General features: G+C 29.1%; 21 protein-coding genes. 14 read left to right on the top strand and 7 right to left on the bottom strand.

The genetic code is table 11. The annotated features are described in order from the left end of the window. Window position 1: 1 nt before the first annotated feature. Entirely contained in the window at window positions 2-259 is a 258-nt protein-coding gene (locus tag FP421_RS11555) for a DUF4834 family protein (protein WP_159950787.1), read from the bottom strand. Window positions 260-436: 177 nt separating this feature from the next. On the opposite strand from FP421_RS11555, the gene FP421_RS11550 reads away from it, so the two are divergent. The 9 genes from FP421_RS11550 (at window position 437) to FP421_RS11510 (ending at window position 9,226) form a co-directional block, all read left to right on the top strand. After that, window positions 437-1,456: a transporter gene (locus FP421_RS11550; RefSeq protein ID WP_159950785.1), complete on the top strand. Its 1,020-nt coding sequence runs from the start codon at window positions 437-439 to the stop codon at window positions 1,454-1,456. Window positions 1,457-1,468: 12 nt separating this feature from the next. Next, on the top strand, window positions 1,469-2,587 hold the full coding sequence (locus FP421_RS11545) for a GTP cyclohydrolase (protein WP_159950783.1): 1,119 nt from the start codon (window positions 1,469-1,471) through the stop codon (window positions 2,585-2,587). Between the two features lie 290 nt (window positions 2,588-2,877). Continuing rightward, complete coding sequence (locus FP421_RS11540) at window positions 2,878-3,588, top strand: 16S rRNA (uracil(1498)-N(3))-methyltransferase (protein ID WP_159950781.1); 711 nt, start codon at window positions 2,878-2,880, stop codon at window positions 3,586-3,588. Window positions 3,589-3,741: 153 nt separating this feature from the next. Then, window positions 3,742-4,536: a hypothetical protein gene (locus tag FP421_RS11535; protein ID WP_159950779.1), complete on the top strand. Its 795-nt coding sequence runs from the start codon at window positions 3,742-3,744 to the stop codon at window positions 4,534-4,536. A 68-nt stretch (window positions 4,537-4,604) separates the two neighbouring features. Next, window positions 4,605-5,741, top strand: a complete 1,137-nt coding sequence (locus FP421_RS11530; RefSeq protein WP_159950777.1) for a helix-turn-helix domain-containing protein — start codon at window positions 4,605-4,607, stop codon at window positions 5,739-5,741. 142 nt (window positions 5,742-5,883) lie between these two features. Beyond that, window positions 5,884-6,417 carry a DUF3575 domain-containing protein gene (locus FP421_RS11525; protein WP_159950775.1) on the top strand — a complete coding sequence of 178 codons (534 nt, stop codon included), beginning with the start codon at window positions 5,884-5,886 and terminating at the stop codon, window positions 6,415-6,417. A gap of 173 nt (window positions 6,418-6,590) precedes the next feature. Further along, window positions 6,591-7,232, top strand: a complete 642-nt coding sequence (locus FP421_RS11520) for a DUF4159 domain-containing protein (protein ID WP_159950773.1) — start codon at window positions 6,591-6,593, stop codon at window positions 7,230-7,232. Then, the gene (locus FP421_RS11515; RefSeq protein WP_159950771.1) at window positions 7,216-8,169 is read left to right on the top strand and encodes a bile acid:sodium symporter family protein; all 954 of its coding nucleotides are present in this window, start codon (window positions 7,216-7,218) and stop codon (window positions 8,167-8,169) included. Before FP421_RS11520 ends, FP421_RS11515 begins: the two co-directional genes overlap by 17 nt. 10 nt (window positions 8,170-8,179) lie before the next feature. Further along, window positions 8,180-9,226 (top strand): lysophospholipid acyltransferase family protein, encoded by a 1,047-nt coding sequence (locus FP421_RS11510; RefSeq protein WP_159950769.1) that lies wholly within the window; start codon window positions 8,180-8,182, stop codon window positions 9,224-9,226. A gap of 154 nt (window positions 9,227-9,380) precedes the next feature. Here FP421_RS11510 and FP421_RS11505 read toward each other — a convergent pair whose 3' ends face one another. From FP421_RS11505 to FP421_RS11490, 4 genes are all read right to left on the bottom strand, one after another. Continuing rightward, window positions 9,381-12,299 carry a glycoside hydrolase family 3 N-terminal domain-containing protein gene (locus FP421_RS11505; RefSeq protein ID WP_159950767.1) on the bottom strand — a complete coding sequence of 973 codons (2,919 nt, stop codon included), beginning with the start codon at window positions 12,297-12,299 and terminating at the stop codon, window positions 9,381-9,383. Between the two features lie 178 nt (window positions 12,300-12,477). Continuing rightward, complete coding sequence (locus tag FP421_RS11500; protein WP_159950765.1) at window positions 12,478-12,963, bottom strand: ABC transporter ATPase; 486 nt, start codon at window positions 12,961-12,963, stop codon at window positions 12,478-12,480. Between the two features lie 34 nt (window positions 12,964-12,997). After that, window positions 12,998-13,825, bottom strand: coding sequence for a 3'-5' exonuclease (locus FP421_RS11495; RefSeq protein WP_159950763.1), 828 nt, complete (start codon window positions 13,823-13,825; stop codon window positions 12,998-13,000). Next, complete coding sequence (locus FP421_RS11490) at window positions 13,822-14,676, bottom strand: PPK2 family polyphosphate kinase (protein ID WP_159950761.1); 855 nt, start codon at window positions 14,674-14,676, stop codon at window positions 13,822-13,824. Before FP421_RS11490 ends, FP421_RS11495 begins: the two co-directional genes overlap by 4 nt. Window positions 14,677-14,907: 231 nt before the next feature. Between FP421_RS11490 and FP421_RS11485 the strand changes: the two genes are divergently transcribed. Continuing rightward, entirely contained in the window at window positions 14,908-16,464 is a 1,557-nt protein-coding gene (locus FP421_RS11485; protein WP_159950759.1) for an NAD(P)/FAD-dependent oxidoreductase, read from the top strand. A gap of 52 nt (window positions 16,465-16,516) precedes the next feature. On the opposite strand, the gene FP421_RS11480 is transcribed toward FP421_RS11485, so the two are convergent. Together FP421_RS11480 and FP421_RS11475 are read right to left on the bottom strand one after the other, a co-directional pair. Then, window positions 16,517-16,930 carry a hypothetical protein gene (locus tag FP421_RS11480; protein WP_159950757.1) on the bottom strand — a complete coding sequence of 138 codons (414 nt, stop codon included), beginning with the start codon at window positions 16,928-16,930 and terminating at the stop codon, window positions 16,517-16,519. Further along, complete coding sequence (locus FP421_RS11475) at window positions 16,917-17,501, bottom strand: RNA polymerase sigma factor (RefSeq protein WP_159950755.1); 585 nt, start codon at window positions 17,499-17,501, stop codon at window positions 16,917-16,919. The genes FP421_RS11480 and FP421_RS11475 overlap by 14 nt, the downstream gene beginning before the upstream one ends. A gap of 147 nt (window positions 17,502-17,648) precedes the next feature. Between FP421_RS11475 and FP421_RS11470 the strand changes: the two genes are divergently transcribed. The 4 genes from FP421_RS11470 to FP421_RS15275 all read left to right on the top strand — a co-directional run bounded on the left by FP421_RS11470 (window position 17,649) and on the right by FP421_RS15275 (window position 21,583). Then, a complete protein-coding gene (locus FP421_RS11470) occupies window positions 17,649-18,029 on the top strand; it encodes a DUF6249 domain-containing protein (protein ID WP_159950753.1) in 381 nt (126 codons plus the stop codon). A gap of 95 nt (window positions 18,030-18,124) precedes the next feature. Then, on the top strand, window positions 18,125-19,462 hold the full coding sequence (locus tag FP421_RS11465; RefSeq protein WP_159950751.1) for a hypothetical protein: 1,338 nt from the start codon (window positions 18,125-18,127) through the stop codon (window positions 19,460-19,462). Between the two features lie 4 nt (window positions 19,463-19,466). After that, the gene (locus tag FP421_RS11460) at window positions 19,467-20,789 is read left to right on the top strand and encodes a M28 family peptidase (RefSeq protein ID WP_159950749.1); all 1,323 of its coding nucleotides are present in this window, start codon (window positions 19,467-19,469) and stop codon (window positions 20,787-20,789) included. Then, window positions 20,780-21,583, top strand: coding sequence for a M23 family metallopeptidase (locus FP421_RS15275; RefSeq protein ID WP_159950747.1), 804 nt, complete (start codon window positions 20,780-20,782; stop codon window positions 21,581-21,583). Before FP421_RS11460 ends, FP421_RS15275 begins: the two co-directional genes overlap by 10 nt. Window positions 21,584-21,605 lie beyond the last annotated feature (22 nt).

Below are 21,605 nucleotides of genomic sequence, written 5' to 3'. Positions count from 1 at the left end.
TTTAATCTATTTCCTCAAAATCAACATATTCGCCAACAGAATCTTTACCTTGTTGATGATTTCTAGGTTTTTTATCAATAACTGTTTCTCCTTCTCTAACAGTTTCTTTTTGTTTTTGTTGACCACCATATTGTTGTTGCGCTTTCTTTTGGATGGTTTCTGCAGCTTTTTTCATTAAAAAAGGTGCAAATAATCTTGCTAAAAATTTAAAAGCATAGTAAAATAGCAGTATAAAAAATATCGTTTTTAGTAAACCCATTAACTCTTTTGTTTATAAAAAATCAATCAAAAATAACAATTTGAACACAATTGAAGCGTTTAGAATCTATAAAACTTTCATAAACTCAAAAAAGTATATTTTGCTTTTAAAAAACAGCTTTTTTAAAGTATGTTTGTGATAATTGATAGGTACTACTAAAAAACGTTTTCTAATTTTATGAAGCATATTTTTCAAAAACTTCTTCTTGTTATTTTTTTATTTGTAATCTCTTCAATTAACGCTCAATACACAGAAGTAATTAACTCTAATAAACCTGGTTTTTCTGAGAGTCCTTATAGTGTTGGTACTGGAGTGTATCAATTTGAAAGTAATTTTTTTCTAAGAAACACATCCATAGAACCAACATTTTCCAGGCCGCAATCTTTTGGAACAGATTTTTTATTTAGGACCAGTTTTTTTCTCGAAAAGTTAGAAATTAATGCACATTTAACCTATCAGAGAGACAAAATAGCGTTTAAAAACATTTTTACCTCTCATTACTTCTCTTCTGGGTTTAGCCAATTTACCCTTGGTGCAAAGTATTTAGTGTATCAACAAGAATACACAGATAAATCTAAAGAAGTTAGAAGTTGGAAAAAAAGAAATGCTTTTGATTTTAAAAGATTAATACCTTCTGTTGCTTTATACTTAGGCTTAAACACAGATTTTGTAAACGAAATTCATAAAACTGGAAACATGTCTCCTAAAATTGGAATTCTTTTGCAAAATAATTTAACCAGAGATTTAAATGTTATCACTAATTTTTATTACGATAAAGCAGGAACAGGTTTTGAAGAGTTTTCTTATATCATAACTGCTACTCAAAATTTTAGTGACAGATGGTCTGCTTTTTTTGAAAATCAAGGTGTATATCAAAAACATCAAACCAATAACAATTTAGGTACAGGTTTAGCGTATTTATTTACAGAAGATTTACAAATTAACACCTCAGCAAGGTTTATTACCGAAGGAAGAGCTCAAGGTTTTTATGGAGGATTAGGACTTTCGTATAGAATTGACAAACATAAAGATACCTATGTTGATTTAGATAGTAAAGGAAAAGCAATTAAAGATACTCCAATAACTAGATATAATAAAAAACAAAAAGGTGGTTTCTTCTCTCGTATTTTTAGTATTTTTAAGAAAAAAGATAAGAGAAAAAGATCTAGAAAAAGACCTAGAAGAAAAAGAAACTAATTTCTATCATTTATGATTACAGTAAAAAAAGTCACTTCAAGAAAAGAAATGAAAGATTTTGTACGCTTTCCTTTCTCATTATACAAGGATAATAAATATTGGGTACCTCCTATTATTAAAGATGAAATTGACAATTTTGACCCAAAAATAAATCCGGTTTTTAAAAATGCTGATGCTCATTTTTTTGTTGCAATTCGCAATCATAAAATTGTTGGAAGAATTATAGGTATTATTAATTGGTATGAGGTAGAAAAACAGCAAATCAAGAAAATGCGTTTTGGTTGGTTTGATGTGATTGATGATATTGAAGTAACCAAAGTGTTGCTGAACAAGGTCAAAGATATTGGACTTGAAAATAATCTCGAATACATTGAAGGACCTGTAGGCTTTAATAACTTAGACAAAACTGGTGTTTTAATTGATGGTTTTGATCATATTGGCACTATGATAACTTGGTACAATCATCCCTATTACAAAGAGCATTTAGAACAATTAGGTTTTGTAAAAGAGAAAGAATATTTAGAGAACAAGTTCAAGTTTAAAAATGTAGATGGTGTTTATTTTGATAGAATTAGCAACATTATTAAAAAACGTTTGAAACTAAAAGCTTTAGATTTTACCAAAACAAAAGATATTTTACCTTATGTAGATGAAATGTTTGAGGTATTTGATAAAACCTACTCTAAACTCTCCACATTTGTTCCTATTTCCGATGCTCAAATTGCTTATTTTAAGCAGAAGTACATTACGTTTATCAATCCAGAATACATCAAATTTGTAGTTGATGAAAACAATAAATTAATTGCCTTTGCCATTGTAATGCCTTCTTTTTCTGAAGCGCTACAAAAAGCGAAAGGAAAGTTATTCCCTTTTGGATTATTCCATTTATTAAAAGCCAGAAAACATTCAAAAGATGTTACTTTTTATTTAATTGGTGTGCATCCAGAATATCAAAACAAAGGAGTTCACGCAATTATTTTTGAACAATACCAAAAAACTTTTGAAGCAAAAGGAATTGTAAATTGTATCAGAACGCCTGAATTGGAAGACAATGAAGCCATCAAAAAAATATGGGAAAACTTTGATCCTATAACACACAAAAGACGTAGAACTTACAGAAAGAATATTTAGTGGTTAGTGGTTAGTGGTTAGTGGTTAGTGGTTAGTGGTTAGTGGTTAGTGGTTAACAAAAATCCAAAAAAAAAAACCGAATGTCAGTTCGAGTGAATTTATGAAGAATGAATAAATTTGTATCGAGAACTAATTAATAAAGACTTCTTGATACAATTTCGATAAAAAACAAAACTTTCTAACGAATGTCATTTCGACGATAGGAGAAATCTCTACTTTGAAACTTTGATGCTCAAAAATCGTTTTAAATACCTAACTTTGATTATTCAACTTTAAATTTTAAACCTAAAGTGCAATTATTTTACAATCCTGATATTTCTTTAGAAACCAAACAAATTACGTTTGATAAAGTTGAGAGCAGACATATTGTTCGTGTTTTAAGAAAAAAAGAAGGTGCTATTTTAAAAATTACCAATGGTAAAGGTTTTTTGTTTGATGCTAAGATTATCATTGCCAATGATAAAAAATGTTTGGCAGAAATCATAAACTCTGAGGAGCAACCAAAACCCTGGGATTATTACCTTCATATTGCAATTGCACCCACAAAAAACAACGACAGAACAGAGTGGTTTTTAGAAAAAGCTACAGAAATTGGCATTGATGAAATTACACCTATTATTTGTCAGAATTCAGAGCGTAGAGTGGTTAAGTTAGAACGATTTGAAAAAATCATTCAATCTGCCATGAAACAGTCTTTAAAATTTAACTTACCAAAATTAAACGCTCCTGTAAAATTTAACGAGTTTATCAATCATGACTTTGATGGAAAAGTTTGCATTGCGCATTGTGAGGACCAAAGAGATAAAAATCATTTAAAAGACGCTATTAACCTATCTGAAAAAACCACCATTTTAATTGGTCCAGAAGGCGATTTTTCTATGGATGAAATTGAGAAAGCACTAGAAAAAAAATGCATTCCAATTTCTTTGGGCGAAAGTAGATTACGTACAGAAACAGCTGCTTTGATAGCTGTTAATTTGGTTTCGTTTATTAATTCGTAGCTTTTTATTTAATTAAAATTTAAATCTTTAAAACTTAATAGGAAAATTAGTTCATAATTTTATAAATGAGTCCAGAATTTCTCAATTTTGAGAAATTCTGGACTCTTGTTTTTAAACAAGTATTTAGTTTTGTATGTATTAAAAATCTCAAGTATGAAGTTTCTAAAATACCTATTCTTATTTTTTTTAATTGTAACATCCATAAAAAAAATAAACTCTCAAGAAGTAAGATATGTAAAAACACCCAATATAATAATTGGGAATTCCCAAAAAAGTAGTTTCAAGTTTGAAGTACTAATAAACTCAAAATCTGAACCCTATTTTAATATTAGTTATTTATTAAGTAATAAAATTGCCCTTTTTGGTTCTTATAATTATATAAATTGGAGAAATAGAAGATATACTTTTTTAAAAGGTTTATTTGGAAATCCAAGTTATGATTATGTAGAAAACAAAAACCATGGATATAGTTTAGGTTTTGGTTTGTTAAATTTATTTAAATTAGGTAGTTTTAATACTACAGAAATATTGATGGGCTTTGAAAGTCAACAATTAAAATTAAGAGAATATTATCCTAAAACTATTGAGGAGATTGATTTTATCAACCAAAATTACAACACCTATTTTCTACAATTAAACATTACAAAACAATTAAAAAACAAAAAACTAAAATTAGGGTATGGGTTAAAAATCTCTTACTTTAAATTAAAATCACTAGAAAACCAGTTTTATTATGAAAACAATCTTCAAACAAAAAACTTAGATAAGAATAACTTGTTTTTAATTGCTTTATCTTCAAATTTAGAGTATAAATTAATACAACAAAAACAATTATTTTTAAGATTACAAACTAGTGTATTTGGGGCTTTGGAAGATTTTGAATATGTTGTAAATAGTGAAGGTTTTTGGGGAATGCGATTTAATATAGGTTTATTGTATAAATTATAAATCAATTCATAAAGCAATAATTTTTCACCTCTTTCAATTTCGTTTACTATCTTGCTTTAAAAAAATGAATGTCTGTTAAAGAAATTTTCAACCTCTTTTTATTAATAAGTGCTTTACACGGTTTTTTATTTTGTACAATCATCTTATTTTCTAAAAATAGGAAAGAAAAAAGCATGTTGTTCATCAACTTATTAGTGCTAATCATTTCTTTAAACAACATACAATCTTGGATTCTTGCCAAAAACTTTTTCATCGAATATTTCTTTTTAGATTATGTACATATTCCTTGGCATTTTTTAATTGCACCCTTTTTTTACATGTTTTTAATGAACTATTTAGAAATTCAAAAACGGAGTAAAAACTTATTGAAAATAATACTTACCATTTTTGTAATTATCATATGTATTAGAATTGGTTTTGTATCTTTTTTTAGTGATAAAAACACAGCAGATGTTGCTTATTTATTTGAAAAATATACCTCTATAGAAGAAATATTTAGTTTAATTATTTCTTTAAGTGTCTTTTTTTATTCGTTTCATATTTTATCTAAAAAAGAGCAATTATTTACCAAAATACTGTCTTTTGATAATTTAAAATGGATATACACATTCTTTAAATTAGGCTTATTAACTTATATTTTTTGGATTATTGCTTTGGCAATTACTGTGGCTTTAGACTTTAAAGAATTTATTTATTCATATTATCCCTTGCGAGTTTTAACAACTGTTTTAATTTATTGGATTGGTTACCAAGCCATCATACAACTAAGGCTTTTAAAAGAACGTAAACACTTGCGTAAAAAATTAAATTTTGCTCCTTTTGCTGAAGAACCAGTGAACAATGAAGAAGAAAAAGACGCAGATAAAAAAGTATTGTTCGATAAAATTGAAGCATTAATTCAAGAAAAAAAACTATTTATAGAACCAAAATTAAACGCAGAATTTTTAGCAAACGAAGTAGATGTGAGTGCTTATAAATTATCCAACACCATTAAATTATTTTCAGGCAAAAACCTAAACGATTATTTAAATGAGTTCAGAATTGATTTGTCAAAAGAACTACTAATACACGAAGAATATAAAAACTACACAATTACATCTATTGGTTTAGAGTCTGGTTTCAATTCGAAATCTACCTTTTATGCCACCTTTAAAAAGCATACAGGTTTTACACCTGCAGAATATCAAAAATCTTTTATAAAATAAACGCAATTTCATATTGGCATTTTAACATTTAAAATGAGTCCGATATTTTACAAATGAGTCCAGAATTTTCTAAAACTAAGAAATTCTGGACTCTTGTTTTTTTACAAACTATAATTTTGGAAACAACTTTAAAACATTTGTAATGAAACATTTTATTTTATTATTTGCTTTTATTTTAAGTATAAATTCTTACTCCCAAGAACAAAAATCTTATAAAGGTTTTACAAGTAAAAATGAGCTAAAATTAAATGTAGCTTATTTAATTGCTGGTTATCCAGAAATAATTTTTGAACGAGTATTAACGTCAGAAACTTCTTTAGGGATATCATTAAGTTTTGCCATAGATAATAAATCTAATGAAGAAGAAAACAATGCTTATAACTTTAGTTTAATACCCTATTATAGAGTTTATTTTGGAGAAAAACCAAACACAGGATTTTTTGTAGAAGCTAATCTAAATATTTATTCTCAGAAAAAAACAGAAGGTGATTTTTTTTCGGAAGAAAAACAAGGTGGTACTGGTTTTGGTATAGGTTTTAATGTGGGCAAAAAATACAGAACAAAAAATGGTTGGATTGGTGAAATTTCTTTTGGAATAAGTAGAACATTAGTAAATTCTGACAAAGTAAATCTACTTTATCCAAGAGCTGGCATCATCATCGGGAAAATCTTTTAACCTCATAATAATATTTGAAAAAGGAAAATTGTCTTCCAAAAAAAACGTCATTAAAATTTTAATGGCGTTTTTTTATTCTCAAAATTAGAATCACTATCTTGCTTATCCTTTAGCAAAATGTCAGTTCGAGTGATTTCGTTTACATCGAAATTGTATCGAGAACGTTTTATTTTATGAAATATATTTTTACTTTTTTTCTTTGTATGCTATTGCTACAATCTAACGCTCAAGAAGTAGCCATTTTAAAATACAATGGTGGTGGAGATTGGTATGCAAACCCTACTGCAATTCCTAATTTAGTTGAATTTAGCAATATAAATATCAAAACAAATATTTCTAAGAATCCACAATCTGTTGCTGTAAATAGTGAAGATATTTACAATTTTCCTATACTCTTTTTAACAGGTCATGGCAACATACTTTTTTCTGATGACGAAGCTAACAACTTAAGAAATTACTTAATTTCTGGAGGTTTTTTACATATCTCAGACAATTATGGTTTAGACAAATACATTAGAAGAGAATTAAAAAAGGTTTTTCCTAGTTTAGAATTTAAAGAAGTACCTACAAATCATCCTATTTACAATCAGACATTTAAATTTCCAAACGGAATGCCAAAAATTCACGAACATGATAAAAAACAAGCTCAAGGTTTTGGGTTGTTTTTTGAGGGAAGATTGGTCGTTTTTTACGATTATGAAACCGATTTAAGTGATGGTTGGGAAGATGAAGTAATACATAACAATCCAAAAAGTGTTCGCGAAAAAGCACTGAAAATGGGTGCTAATATTATTGAATATGCTTTTAAAAATTAGTCCATATTTAGATATTGATGACATTAAAATAAACTTTGACACAGAAGGTTTATGGGTCTTGAATATTGCGATTGCTGTTATTATGTTTGGTGTAGCTTTAGGCATTACCCTTGATGATTTTAAGCGATTGTTTAAAAACCCAAAAATAGTTTTTGTCGGAGTTTTATCTCAGTTTTTTTTACTCCCCGCAGCTACTTTTGTGGCAATTTTGATTCTAAAACCGCATCCAAGTTTTGCATTGGGAATGATGATGATTGCTGCTTGTCCTGGAGGAAATGTATCTAATTTTTTTAGTAAAATGGCTGGAGGAAATGCAGCGTTATCTGTTAGTTTAACTGCTTTTGCAACCTTAATTTGTATTTTCATGACACCTTTTAACCTACAGTTTTGGGGTAGTTTATACGAACCTACTAATGAAATCTTAAAAACAGTGTCTTTAAATCCTTTTGATTTATTCAAATTGGTTTCTTTAATTTTAGGGATTCCTTTAATCTTAGGAATGCTCATCAAACATTATCATTCTGAAATGGCTGGTAAAATTGAAAAAGTTTTAAAACCATTGTCTATGTTGGTTTTTATTGCGTTGATTTTTATTGCCTTTTCACAAAATTTAGAAGTGTTTGTCAATCATATTCATCATGTTTTATTTTTGGTGATTTTTCATAATATTTTTGCTTTTATCTTAGGGTTTTATACTGCAAAAGTTTTTAAACTAAACAAAAAAGATATGAAAACCATTGCCATGGAAACTGGAATACAAAATGGTGGCTTAGGTTTATTATTAATCTTTGGTTTCTTTGAAGGTTTAGGAGGAATGGCTTTATTAGCTGCTTTTTGGGGAATTTGGGATGTGTTTTCAGGAATGGCATTAGCAACCTACTGGGGAAGTAAGGCAAAAAAAGAAGCTAAGGTTTTAGAAACTAATTCAGATCAATAATCATACTACTTTGAAAACAATTTGGTACTATTTATGGAAAGTTTTACTAAAAACAAGTCTTCATTTTTATTCCAAAAAAATAAAGGTTTCTGGTAAAAAAAATATTCCTAAAAAAGGTGCTGTCTTATTTATGGTAAATCATCCAAACGGATTAATTGACCCATTAATGGTAACTACACATTTACCGAGAGTAAATCATTATTTGGTTAGAGCAGCTGTTTTTAAAAGACCTTTGGTGAAAAAATTTTTGAGTACCTTAAACTTAATGCCTATTTACAGAATTCGTGATGGCGCAAGTCAGTTAGGAAAAAACCAAGAAATTTTTGAAAACTGTTTTGATATTTTTAAAAAAGGAGAGACTTTGATGATTTTCCCTGAAGGAAGTCATAATAGAAAAAGAACCATAAGACCTTTAAGTAAAGGCTTTACAAGAATAGTATTTGGTGCTCTTGAGAAATATAATGATTTAAAAATTACGATTATTCCTGTAGGACTAACTTATCAAAATGCTTCTCAATATCCTTTTAAAGTTGCTATAAATTATGGAACACCAATTTTAGCAAATGATTTTTACAATCCTGAGAAGTTAAATATTTCTATAGTTAAATTAAAGAATGAAGTTAGTGTTCAGTTAAAAAAGTTAAGCGTTCATATTCCTGATGATGAGAACTATGACGATATTTTAAACAAACTTAACAAAGCGAATGTAGATTTCACCAAAGTTGATTTTGTAAATACAATGATTTGTGAGGAAAATATTCCTGAGTACAAACCAAAAAATAACAACTATTTAAAACCATTATATTATTTGATAGTATTGAATAGTATATTTCCATTTCTTATTTGGAAAATAGCCTCTAAAAAAATTGATGAAATTGAATTTGTTGATACGTTTCGATTTGGATTGAGTACAGTTACTTTTCCTTTATTTTATGCTATCAAGACTTTAATTCTTAAAGCTTTTTTGGGATGGGAAATTGCTATAGTTTATTTAGTTACTTCTCTTTTATTGGTCTTAATTTACACTAAAAGTTCACCAACAAATACTGAGGTTTAAAGATTTTAAAAAGTTGGCAAACAAGTTTAGCCCTGATAGGAGCAATTGTTTGAGCTCTTTTTTACTGTCAGTTCGAGTGAATTTGAGAAGAATGAACAAATTTGTATCGAGAACAAAAGTAAAAAAAGCGAGTGCGGATAGCAGGAAACAGCTTCTAATCTAAAATAGCATCTTGTATAATTTGCTGTATTTCTGTACGCATATTACTTTTTATCAATCCTTTGTTTTCCATAGTTGGATAGACTCTATTTGAGAGAAACACATACACCAAACCACTTTTAGGATCTGCCCAAGCATACGTACCTGTAAAACCAGAATGTCCAAAACTTTCATCTGAAACACAACCACAAGTAGATTTTATACGTTTATTAAGTTGTGGTTTATCAAAACCTAAACCTCTACGTACTTTTTTATTTGAGTAGTACCTTTTGTTAAATTTTTCGACTGTTTCAGATTTTAGATAGCGTTTACCTCCATAAAAACCTTTCTGCAAATACATTTGCATAATTTTTGCCACATCGTTTGCATTGGCAAATAAACCTGCGTGACCACCTACACCACCTAACATTGCAGCACCCATATCATGTACATAACCATGCAATAGTTGATTTCTGTAGTAATCATCTTTTTCTGTAGGAACAATTTGAGATTTTGGAAACTTTTGTAGCGGCAAATAACTTGTTCTATTTGCTCCTAAAGATTGGTAAAATACTTCATCTACTAAAGTATTCAAAGGTTTATCGTATTTTTTTTCAAGTGCTTCTTTAAAGATGTAATAGCCCAAATCACTATATTTATAACCTGGTCTTTCTCTTTGATCTACTTCTCTTATATGCTTATAAATAGTGTCTTTGTAATTTTTATTGAGATAGAGATCTTGGGCAACTTTAATGTTGTATTTTCTTGACTTTTTTGTACTGTAAAACTCTTGAAGATTTAAGCCTGTAATACTATCTTGAGTTTCTTTGTAAAAAGGAATCCACGCTTTTAAACGTCCATAATGAGACAAGATTTGCTTTACGGAAACTGAAGCCTTATTGGTTTTTCTAAAACTTGGCAGAATGTCTTTTAATTTTGCATTCAGTGTAATTTTTTTATCTTCTTCTGCTTTCATAATTAAAGGCAAAGAAGCTAAAATTTTAGTAAGTGATGCCAAGTCGTATACATCAGAATCTTTAACTTTTATTTTATTTTCATCTGTATGATAGCCGTAACTTTTTTTTAAAATAACCTTCCCATTTCTGGCAACAAGGAGTTGAAAACCTGGAGCCATTTTATCTTCTAAAATAATAGTGGCTAAAGAATCAATATCTTGTAATTTTTCTGAGGATACATTTGCAGCCTCTGGAATTGTATATTCAAACCTACTGAGATTTGTTGTTACTAAACCAGATCCTTCTGGAAATATATTTTTAATAGAAACTGGGAGTTTTCCATTCGCTTTAAAGGCTCCAAAAAGTAGTTGAGCAGAAAGTTCTTGGGCTAATTTACTATTCTGATATGAAATAATTAATCCTTCAATATTTTCAAACGTTTTTATCTTTAACAAACTATAAGGACTTGTAAAAACATCTAAAATTACTCTTTTCTTTCTCGCAATTTCTTGCAGCCAAACCAACTCTTTGTCTTTAAACTTATAACTTTTCCAAGGATGCGCATTAGATTTATGAAAACCGATAATCACCAAATTATAACGTTCTAGTTTTTTTAGTAATCCATCTAAATTAGCATCAGAAATCACATCAACTTTGGTGTAATTTTGCATCATATTTACAAAATGATTTCCAGAATCATCACCCAATTTTACATATGCAATTTTTCTTTTCTCTAAATTACTTATTGGTATATCTGCTTTTCTGTTTTTGATAACCGTTAATGAGTTTTTTACCAATTCTCTATGCAATAACTCGTCTTTAGGTCTGTTTAAATCTTGTTGCAGGTTCTGTATTTTTATAGGCTGATAATTATGTAAACCTGCCCAATATTTTGCTTTTAAAATTTTACGAACAGAAAAATTAATTCGTTCTTCTGTTAGTGTTTTAAGCTCAATGGCTTTTTTAATTAAACTTACAGTTGCAGGTACATCTTGCGGAATTAACAACAAGTCATTACCTGCTTGTATCGCTGCCAAATCTATCTCTGCAGATGTTGCATAATTAGTGGCTCCTTTCATATTTAATCCGTCAGTAATAATCAATCCATTGAAACCTAATTTATATTGTAATAAATCTGTAGTTACACTTTTAGAAAGTGATGTTGGCAATCTACTGTCAGACTCTAAACTTGGAATGCTTAAATGTGCAGTCATAACACTTGCTACACCTTTATCAAATAGTTTTTTATAAGGATATAATTCTATTGAATCTAAACGAGCCATATCAAAATTTAAAACGGGCAAGGTATGATGAGAATCTGCTGCAGTGTCTCCATGACCAGGAAAGTGTTTTGCATTGGCTAAAACTCCTTGACTTTGCATTCCTTGAGTAAATGCTATTGCCTTTTGCGTAACATTGTCTTTATTTTCTCCAAAAGAACGATTTCCAATAATTGGATTTTCTGGATTTACATTAATATCTACAACTGGCGCAAAATTAATGTGAATTCCCAATCGTTTGCAATGTTCACCAATATGTTTTCCAAACTGTTTGACTAAAGAATCGTTTTTAATGGCACCTAAAGTCATGTTCCAAGGAAATCTATACGTGTTTTTTAAACGCATATCTAAACCCCATTCTCCATCAAAACCAATTAGCAATGGTAACTTTGAAGCAGCTTGGTACTTGTTATTTAACTCCGCTTGTTTTTCTGGAGTTCCTTGCATAAAAATTAGATTTCCAACATGATATTTGGTAATCATTTCAGTAATAAAATCTTCATGTTTTTGATCTAAATTAGAATAGGCTTGCACCATAAATAACTGACCTATTTTTTCATCTAAAGTCATGTTATTCATAATACTATCTACCCAAATTGTTTGCACTCCTAAATCTTTTGTGGCTAAAGGATCTATTCTTTGTGCTGATAACGGTAAAACAAGACTTAATAAAAAAACAACAAGTAACTCTTTCTTCATATTATTTTTAAAATATTGTTTAGTGCGTTTTAACAAGGTTTTATTATTTCTTTTAGTTTATGCTCTCAATACAAATTTGTTCATTATTCACAAATTAACTCGAACTAAAAACTAAAGGATGTCATTTAAATCCTTAACGCAACTTATTAAATATTAGGGGTATTTTTAGAAACTAATTTTATACCAAAAAGCGTTTGTGCCAGCTTTGTTTTGCTGGAATTTCCCAATTCTTTTCAAAATCTTCTTTGGTATTTACCATATTATTAAAAACAATAGTTTCTGGAGTAATTTTTTGGGCTTTTGCAAACTTTTGAAAATCTGCTAATTTCACTAAATTAATATGATCCTCATTTTTAAAAGTAACATTTAATTTATCCATTAAATCTAATTTCAATTCATGCTCAATTTTTTGAATAAAACGCACTGAGCTATCTATAGAACACCCAGAAACGTCGTTAAAGCTTTCATCTACAGCCAATATTAGAAACTGATTGTATTTAATTGTAAAAGAGCCTTTTAAATCATCTCCATGACGTGTCCATTGATTGATAAAATCTTCTGCTTTTGTTGATATGAATTCAACTTCATTTGGGGTAAATTCTCTATCTGATTGGTAAATCCAAACTCTCGAATTATCTGGTAAATTTTTATATTCTGTAAACATAATTTTAATGTTTATTTTTAGTTTGACAAACTATCTATCTCAAATTAAATTTCTGCTGTAAGGCCTGTAACTTTTCTTCATCTGTCATCTTTTTTTTAGGCGCTGACATTCTTTCCTTAATTTCTCTTAACACCTTTTTTGTATACAATGGAAAATCTGCATTCTGTATCCAGTTGTTATATCCTGGATTTTCTTTTAACACCTCTTCTACTGTTCTGCCTTTATACTTACCAAATGAAAAGATTTCTTTATCCTCATCATTCATTAAAATAAAACCAGCAAAATCCGCACGTTTTCCATGAGTAGAAAATTCGCTCAACGCATCAACAGAATTTTCTATATCATCGTATTTTTCTAATTGAGCTAACAAAATTTCATAAGTAGCATTGGTATCTGCTTCTGCTCCGTGAGCACCTTCTAATTCTTTACCACAATAAAACTGATACCCTGCACTTAGTGTTCTTTGTTCTTTTTTATGAAAAATTACTTGTATATCTATCGCTTTTCTAGTTTTCATATCAAAATCTATACCAGCTCGCATTAATTCTTCTGCTAAAAGTGGAATATCAAATCTATTAGAATTGAATCCTGCCAAATCTGAATCTGCAATCATCTCACTAACTTTTGGTGCTAGTTCTTTAAAAGTAGGTTCTGTGACTACTTCTTCGTTTGTAATTCCGTGAACATCAGTCGCTTCTTTTGGAATCTCTATTTCTGGATTTACCAACCACGTTTTACTTTCTTTGTTTCCGTTTGGAAACACTTTTAAAATTGAAATCTCTACAATTCTGTCTGTACCAATGTTAACTCCTGTAGTTTCTAAATCAAAAAATACAATTGGCTTTGTTAAGTTTAATTTCATTCGTTGTTTAATTGTGCTATAAATTCGTCTAATTGATCTAAATCTTTTTGAGATAAAGAGGGTTCTTTAAAATTGTATTTTTCTAATTCTTGTAGAACAATATCTGCTAAAAGTAGTCTTGCAGTAGGTTTATCATCCGCAGGAATTACAAACCAAGGTGCTTCTTCTTTAGAGGTTCTATTGAGTAAATCTTCATAACAGAACATGTATTTATCCCATAATTTACGTTCTTTTAAATCGCCAGAAGAGAATTTCCAGTTTTTCTCAGGAAGATTCAATCTTCGTAACAATCTATTTTTTTGCTCTTCTTTAGATAAGTTTAAGAAGAATTTTAAAACTATGGTTCCGTTTTCGACCAAATGATTTTCAAAAGCATTAATTCTGTCCATTCTATTATGGTAGAATTCATCATTTAAATCATCTAAACTTCTTACAGTTGGTATGTTTTCTGAAAACACATATTCTGGATGCACTCTAGTTACCAGAACATTTTCATAATGAGTTCTATTAAACACACCTATCTTACCTTTTGGAGGTAAAGCAATATAATGTCGCCATAAAAAATCATGTTTTAATTCTTTTTCTGTAGGTACTTTAAAACTATGCACCACAACTCCTCTTGCATTTACGTCTTTAAAAACCTCACGAATCAAACTGTCTTTACCTGACGTATCCATTCCTTGTAAACAAATTAACATACCATATTTGCTTTCTGCATACATTGTATCTTGCAATTTGCTAATTTTTTTTCTGATTTTTTTCAGCTTTCTTTTAGCATTCTCAATGATTTCTTTTGTATTAAAATCATCTAATTGAATGGTATTTTTAACTTTATATTTATCCTGATTCATTGAACTGTAAATAATGTTTAAAGATAGAAAAAATAGAAAGTAAGACCTACAATATTAAAAAGTTTTAAGAAGTCTTTATGTTTTAGCTAGTTTGACTTAAAACTTCTACTTATAAAAGTATGATCTTAAACCTAAAGGCATAAAATTATCAATACGATTTCATTTATTTAAAAGATTTATATCCATAAATTGTTTACTACTTTCAATTTTTAATTTCCTTACTTTTGTCTTATGGTAAAAGAAATTCAGCTACGTATAAATTTAATTGAAGAGCGCAAAGAAAACATCCTTTTGTTTAAAGCTTCAAAACAATTAAATATTGACAAAAATGAAATTTCTGCCGTAAAAGTTTTACGAAAATCTATAGATGCTCGTAAAAAAGACATTATTTTTAATTACAAGGTTGCTGTATATATCAATGAAGTTGTTCCTGAAAAATCTGACTACGAATTTGAGTATAAAGACGTTTCTAATGCTAAAGAAATTCACATTGTTGGTTTTGGTCCAGCAGGTATGTATGCAGCATTACGCTGTATTGAATTAGGCTATAAGCCAATTGTTTTAGAACGCGGGAAAAATGTACGCGACAGACGTAGAGATTTACGAGCCATCAATCAGTTTCATGAAGTTAATGAAGACTCTAATTATTGTTTTGGCGAAGGTGGTGCAGGTACATATTCTGATGGAAAGCTTTATACAAGAAGTTTAAAACGTGGAGATGTAAGGCGTATTTTTGAAAACTTAGTTTTTCATGGTGCAACAGAACAAATTCTTATTGATGCCCATCCACATATAGGTACTAATAAATTACCAAAGATTATTCAGAATATTCGAGAAACCATTTTAGAGTTTGGTGGCGAAATCCATTTTGAAACTCGAGTTACAGACTTTGTTATTAAAAACAATAAACTACAAGCTATTCAGTTACAGAATGGAAAAGAAATGACTGTTAATTCAGTTATTTTAGCTACAGGTCATTCTGCTCGTGATATTTATGAGTTATTACACAAAAAAAATATTGCTTTAAAAGCAAAGTCTTTTGCAATGGGTGTACGTGTAGAACATCCTCAAGAAATTATAGATCAAATTCAGTACCATTGTTCTGGAGAAAGAGATGAATTATTACCTGCTGCTGCTTATAGTTTGGTACAACAAGTTAATAACAGAGGAGTCTATTCTTTTTGTATGTGTCCAGGAGGCTTTATAGTTCCTGCAGCAACTGCAAATGGAGAAGTTGTGGTTAATGGAATGTCTCCTTCTAAGCGAAATAATCAATTTGCGAATTCAGGAATTGTAGTAGAATTAGATATCGATAAAGATTTTAAAAAATATGAACATTTAGGTCCATTAAAAGGATTACAATTTCAAAAAGATTTAGAAAAACTAGCTTTTACTGCTGGAGGTAGAAATCAAACTGCACCTGCACAAAGGCTAGTTGATTTTGTAGAAGGCAAACCTTCACCAACTTTAAATGATTGCTCTTATCAACCTGGGTTAAAATCTGCACCTTTACACTCTTTATTACCAAAAATTATTGGTGGAAGATTACGAAAAGGTTTTGCTGCTTTTGGACAAAAAATGCATGGTTATTATACTAACCAAGCCAATATTATTGGGGTTGAGTCTCGAACTTCATCACCTGTAAATATTCCAAGAAAAGAGAATTTAGAACATACAGAAATCCAAGGATTATATCCTTGTGGTGAAGGTGGTGGTTATGCTGGTGGCATAGTTTCTGCTGCCATGGATGGTGAACGTTGTGCAGAAGCTGCTATTGAGAATTTGTAATTAAGCTATTCTTTAAAACACACTAGTAAAGATAAGTTTATCATCTTGATTTCTAATCAAATCGTTTATCAAAATGTTTTTTTAAAAAAACTACTTGAGCAATAAACATTAAACCAAAAAGAAACACTGAAATTAAAACCGAGTTTGATATTGTTAAAGATTCAAACAAATTAGGAATTTGAATTTTATCTAAAAAAGAAAAATCAACCTCAGGAAATTCTAAAACACTTTTCTCTGAATATTTATTTGATAATAAAACTATTGCTAATAGTAAAGTAAAAATAGCAAACCATGATTTTTTGGAGATTAAAGCTTTAGTTTTAAATACACTTTTTTGTGATTTTTCTAATGCTATTTTATCTAGTATTGAAGCAGTGAAATCTATAGACGGCTTTTCTTGTGCTATCTCTTTTACATACTTTTTTGCAAAAGCATCTAACTCTTCGATATGTTTATTTTCTCCCATAATGATTTATAATTTCTGGTTCAACAGTATTTTCTACAATTTTTAATAATCGTTTTCTAGCTCTATGTAACTTTACTTTTACATTTGCTTGTGATAATTGAGTAACTTCTATAATTTCTTTCAAACTTAATTCATCATAATAAAACATCCAAATCATAGAACACTCATCTTCTGGCAATTGCGTTAAGCATTTATCTAGAATTTCAGCTCGTTCTTTTCGTTCTATTCCTTCTAAAACATCTTCTACAGATTTTATTTGATTAAAGGTTACTTCATTAATTTCAAACGTATTATTACTCTTCTTATTCTTTTTTATTGCATCTAAACTTGCATGATATCCTATTCTATATAACCAAGTTGAAAATTTAGAATCTCCTTTAAATTTACTTAAATTTCTGTATGCTTTTATAAATGTATCTTGACTAATTTCTTCTGCCTCTTCTCTACTTTTTGTCATTTTATACGCCAAAGTATATATCATGCCTTTATAATTATCAACTAGATACGCAAATGCATTTGTATCTCCATTGATGACTTTAGTAATATATAGTTGGTCGTTTTTGTTAGTCATTTTATCTTTGACTGTTACTTCTTTATATAGGTTACAAAATTTATCAATAAAAATAATTTTTTAATTTTTTGTAACCTTTTTTATAGTACTATAGTCAAAGCTACAAACACAATAAAATTAATCATTTGAACTTTAAAATTATAAATTATGGAAATCGCAGTTTTAGCAATAATATTTGGAAGCATCTTTGGAGTTTTCTATCTATATTTTTCAACTAGAAACAAAGAGCGTATGGCATTAATAGAAAAAGGGGCTGAAGCAAGTATCTTTATGAAAGGAAATCCAAAAAATGCTGCTCCTTTTTGGAAAGTATTTATTTTAAACTTAGGCTTATTGGCTATGGGAATTGGAATTGGAATTCTTTTAGGAAGTATACTAGGATATTATTTTGGTTATGATGGATCTTGGGAAAATAGACCAGATAATGCAATAGACTCTGGTGTTTTTTATGCAGCTTCTGTGTTTTTATGTGCTGGTGGAGCTTTGTTGATTGGTTTCAATCAAACTAAAAAATTAGATAAAGAATAAATAAACAACAAATAATGTTAAAAACCATTTCATTAACGTGAAGTGGTTTTTTTATTTTTAAAAAGGTCAGTATATTTATAAAAGACAAAATTAGAATGAGTCAAGAATATCAAAAATCTACTTTTAAAGAACTTTTAGATAAACTTCAGCAAGAAAGCTGGCAATTAGAACTGCTTATTTCTGGTTTTGCTATTTTTGGCTTATTTACTGCTACAGATACCTTAGCCTTAAAGTTTCAAATTGCACAACATGATAAGCATCTGGTTGAAAGTTTAATTTGGTTTGCTATTAATATTTCTTGTTGGATTTTATTGGCAAACCTGCTAATTCATGTTATTTTAAGAGGTCTTTGGATTGGAGCTTTAGGACTGCGATATGTTTCTGGAGATATTGACTACGAAGTATTAAATTACTCACCAAAATTCACCAAATATTTAAAAAAAAGAATTGGTTCTTTTGACAAATACATTGCTACTTTAGAAGATTATTGTAGTATTCTTTTTGCCATTTCTTTCCTATTTATTTTTTATTTTCTTGCCAGTTTTTTATGTGTGGTTAGCATAATTTTAATAGTTGTTATCTTTTTAGAGAATGATTTTAATGGAGTCTGGGACGACATCTTCACCTTTACAGGGATAGGTTTAATCCTTTTTACATTATTTGGAATGTTGCTAACCTTTATTGACTTTGTTACTCAAGGTTTTTTAAAAAGAAAAAAATGGACAAGTAAAATCTATTTTCCAATTTACAGAGTATTCAATATTATTACCCTATCGTTTTTATATAGACCATTAGTTTATAATTTTTTAGATAATAAATTCGGGAAAAGACTAAGCTTTATCTTAGCTCCTATTTATATTGGAGTTTTATATTTAACATCCTATTCTTATGTTGATTCAAACTTTTTAGACATCAAAAAAAACTCATCAGAATTTGTTGCTAATGCTGGTAATTACGAAGACTTATTGATTAAAGAAGATGATTTTATAAACCGTGTTACAATTCAATCTAAAGTAATTACAGATAACTACTTAAAAGTTTTTATTGTTTTCACAGATAATTTAGAAAACAGATTATATGATTATAATCCGGGTTTAAAACCAATAAATGACAGACGTGGACTACAATCTGATGCTTTCTTTTCTAATAACTTTACCACCAAAGAATTTAAAAAAAGAGATAGTTTAGTAAAAGTCTATTACAAAACTTTTAATGAAATATATAAAACAAAAATTAACAACACTTATTATAAAACTAATTACCTTTTTACAACCAATAAAAATAAAAACATGGGTTTTGAAACTTATGTAAATATTGATAGTTTAAAAAACGGCAATCATCATCTAAAAATCAACAGAAAATTTATCAATAAAAAGAAAGACACTATCTTATTAAATGTAGTTACAATACCTTTCTGGAAATTCAAACAATAAAAACATGAAACACTTCTTACTTTTTTTACTTATCTCAAGTTCAACATTTGCTCAAACAGATACAAGAATTTATGACATTATCAATTCAGTTTCTGCTGATAGAATTAAAGCTGATGTAAAAACTTTGACGGAATTTGGAACAAGAAATACATTCTCTGACACCATCTCTAATACTCGTGGAATTGGAGCTGCAAGAAGATGGATAAAATCTGAATTCGAAACCATTTCTAAAAATTGTAATAATTGTCTTAACGTTTTTTATCAGAAAGATTTAGTTACTACAAAAATGGGTAGTAGAGTTCCTCATGATGCTTATGTAGTAAATGTTGTTGCAATTCAAAGAGGCACAAAATACCCAAACAGATTTATCATTATGAGTGGTGATATAGATTCACGTGCAAGTAATACAATGGATTATACAACAGATGCACCAGGTGCAAATGATAATGCCTCTGGTATGGCAGGAACTATCGAAGCTTCTCGAGTTTTAAGTAAATATAAATTTGAAAGTAGTATTATTTATGTTGGTCTTTCTGGAGAAGAACAAGGTCTTTTTGGTGGAGCAGGACTAGCTAAATATGCAAAAGAAAAAGGCTGGGATATTATCGGAATTTTAAATAATGATATGATTGGGAATATCAAAGGTGTAGATGGTGTAATAGACAATCGCTCTTTCAGAATTTTTAGTGAACCTGTACCAGCAAACGAGACAGAAAGACAAAGAAGAATGCGCAGGTTTTATGGAGGTGAAGTTGATGGAATTTCACGTCAATTAGCCAGATATGTGCATAAAACTACTAAAACATATATGCCAGAAATGAATCCAATGATGATATACAGACTGGATAGATTTGGACGAGGAGGACACCATAGACCTTTTAACGATTTAGGATTTGCTGGAATTAGAATTATGGAAGCTCACGAAAATTACACACAACAACATCAAGACATTAGAACTGAAAATGGTATAAAATATGGAGATACTTTTGAACATGTAAATTTTGGATACGCTAAAAAACTTACTACTGTTAATACCATAAATTTGGCTTCTTTAGCTTGGGCTCCAGAAGCTCCAAAAGTTGTAGAAATTGGTGGAATTGTACAACCATCTGCAAAATTAAGATGGAGTAAAGTTGATGGTGCTAAAGGATATAAAATTTATTGGAGAGATACTACATCTCCAACTTGGGATCACAGTAGATATGTAGAAGGTACTGAGTTTACATTAGAAGGTATTGTAATTGACAATTTCTTTTTTGGTGTTTCTGCAGTAGGAGAAAATGGTCATGAAAGCGTAGTAGTTTTTCCAAATAAAATATGGAGATAACAGTACTTAGAATAGTTGTTATTTGTTTATTTGTTGTTTCCTGTTCTAAAGGTCAACAAAAACCGTCTTTTATTAATTTTAAAATAAAAGAAGATAGTATTCATGTTTTTGCAAAAAACAAATTTGCTTGTAAAACACATTTATTTTACAAAATAAAAACTAAAGAAAATAGGACAATTGATTTCAACCCTCTTGAAGAAAAGCTCATATTGTCTTTTTCAAAAAAAGAAAAAGATAGTACCCAAATACTTAATGAATTTAATTTTCGATTGCGCTATGGCTCCTCTACTCCATTAAAAAAATACGATACTTTATACAATTATGCTTTACCCTTTTTAAAAGGAAAACGCTATAAAGTTCTACAAGGTCAAAATACCAACTTTACGCATAAAGGAGCAAGATCAAAGTATGCTATCGACTTTAAAATGAATATCGGTCAAACTGTTTGTGCCATGAAAGATGGTGTAGTTGTAGCTGTAAAAGAAGACTCTAATAAAGGTGGTAGAAGCAAGTCTTACCTAAATGATGGTAATTATGTAATGCTATACCATAATGACGGTTTATTTACGCAATATGTACATTTAAAAAAAGACGGAGTTATTGTAAAACTTGGTGACTCTGTAAAAAAACATCAACCTATTGCCTACTCAGGTAATACTGGGATGAGTACAGAACCTCATCTTCATTTTGGCGTTTTCAAAGCAACTCCTAAAACTTTTATCTCAATTCCATATATTTTAGATTCTATTCCCACTCAAAAATATACTAAAGGTAAATTTGCATTAAAAAACTAATAATTGTAGTTTCCTTTTCTTT

The sequence above is a fragment of the Polaribacter septentrionalilitoris genome (assembly GCF_009832745.1).
Taxonomy (GTDB): Bacteria; Bacteroidota; Bacteroidia; order Flavobacteriales; family Flavobacteriaceae; genus Polaribacter; species Polaribacter septentrionalilitoris.
Note: the sequence above shows the minus strand (reverse complement) of the source record. Positions and strands in the feature narration are given on the sequence as shown.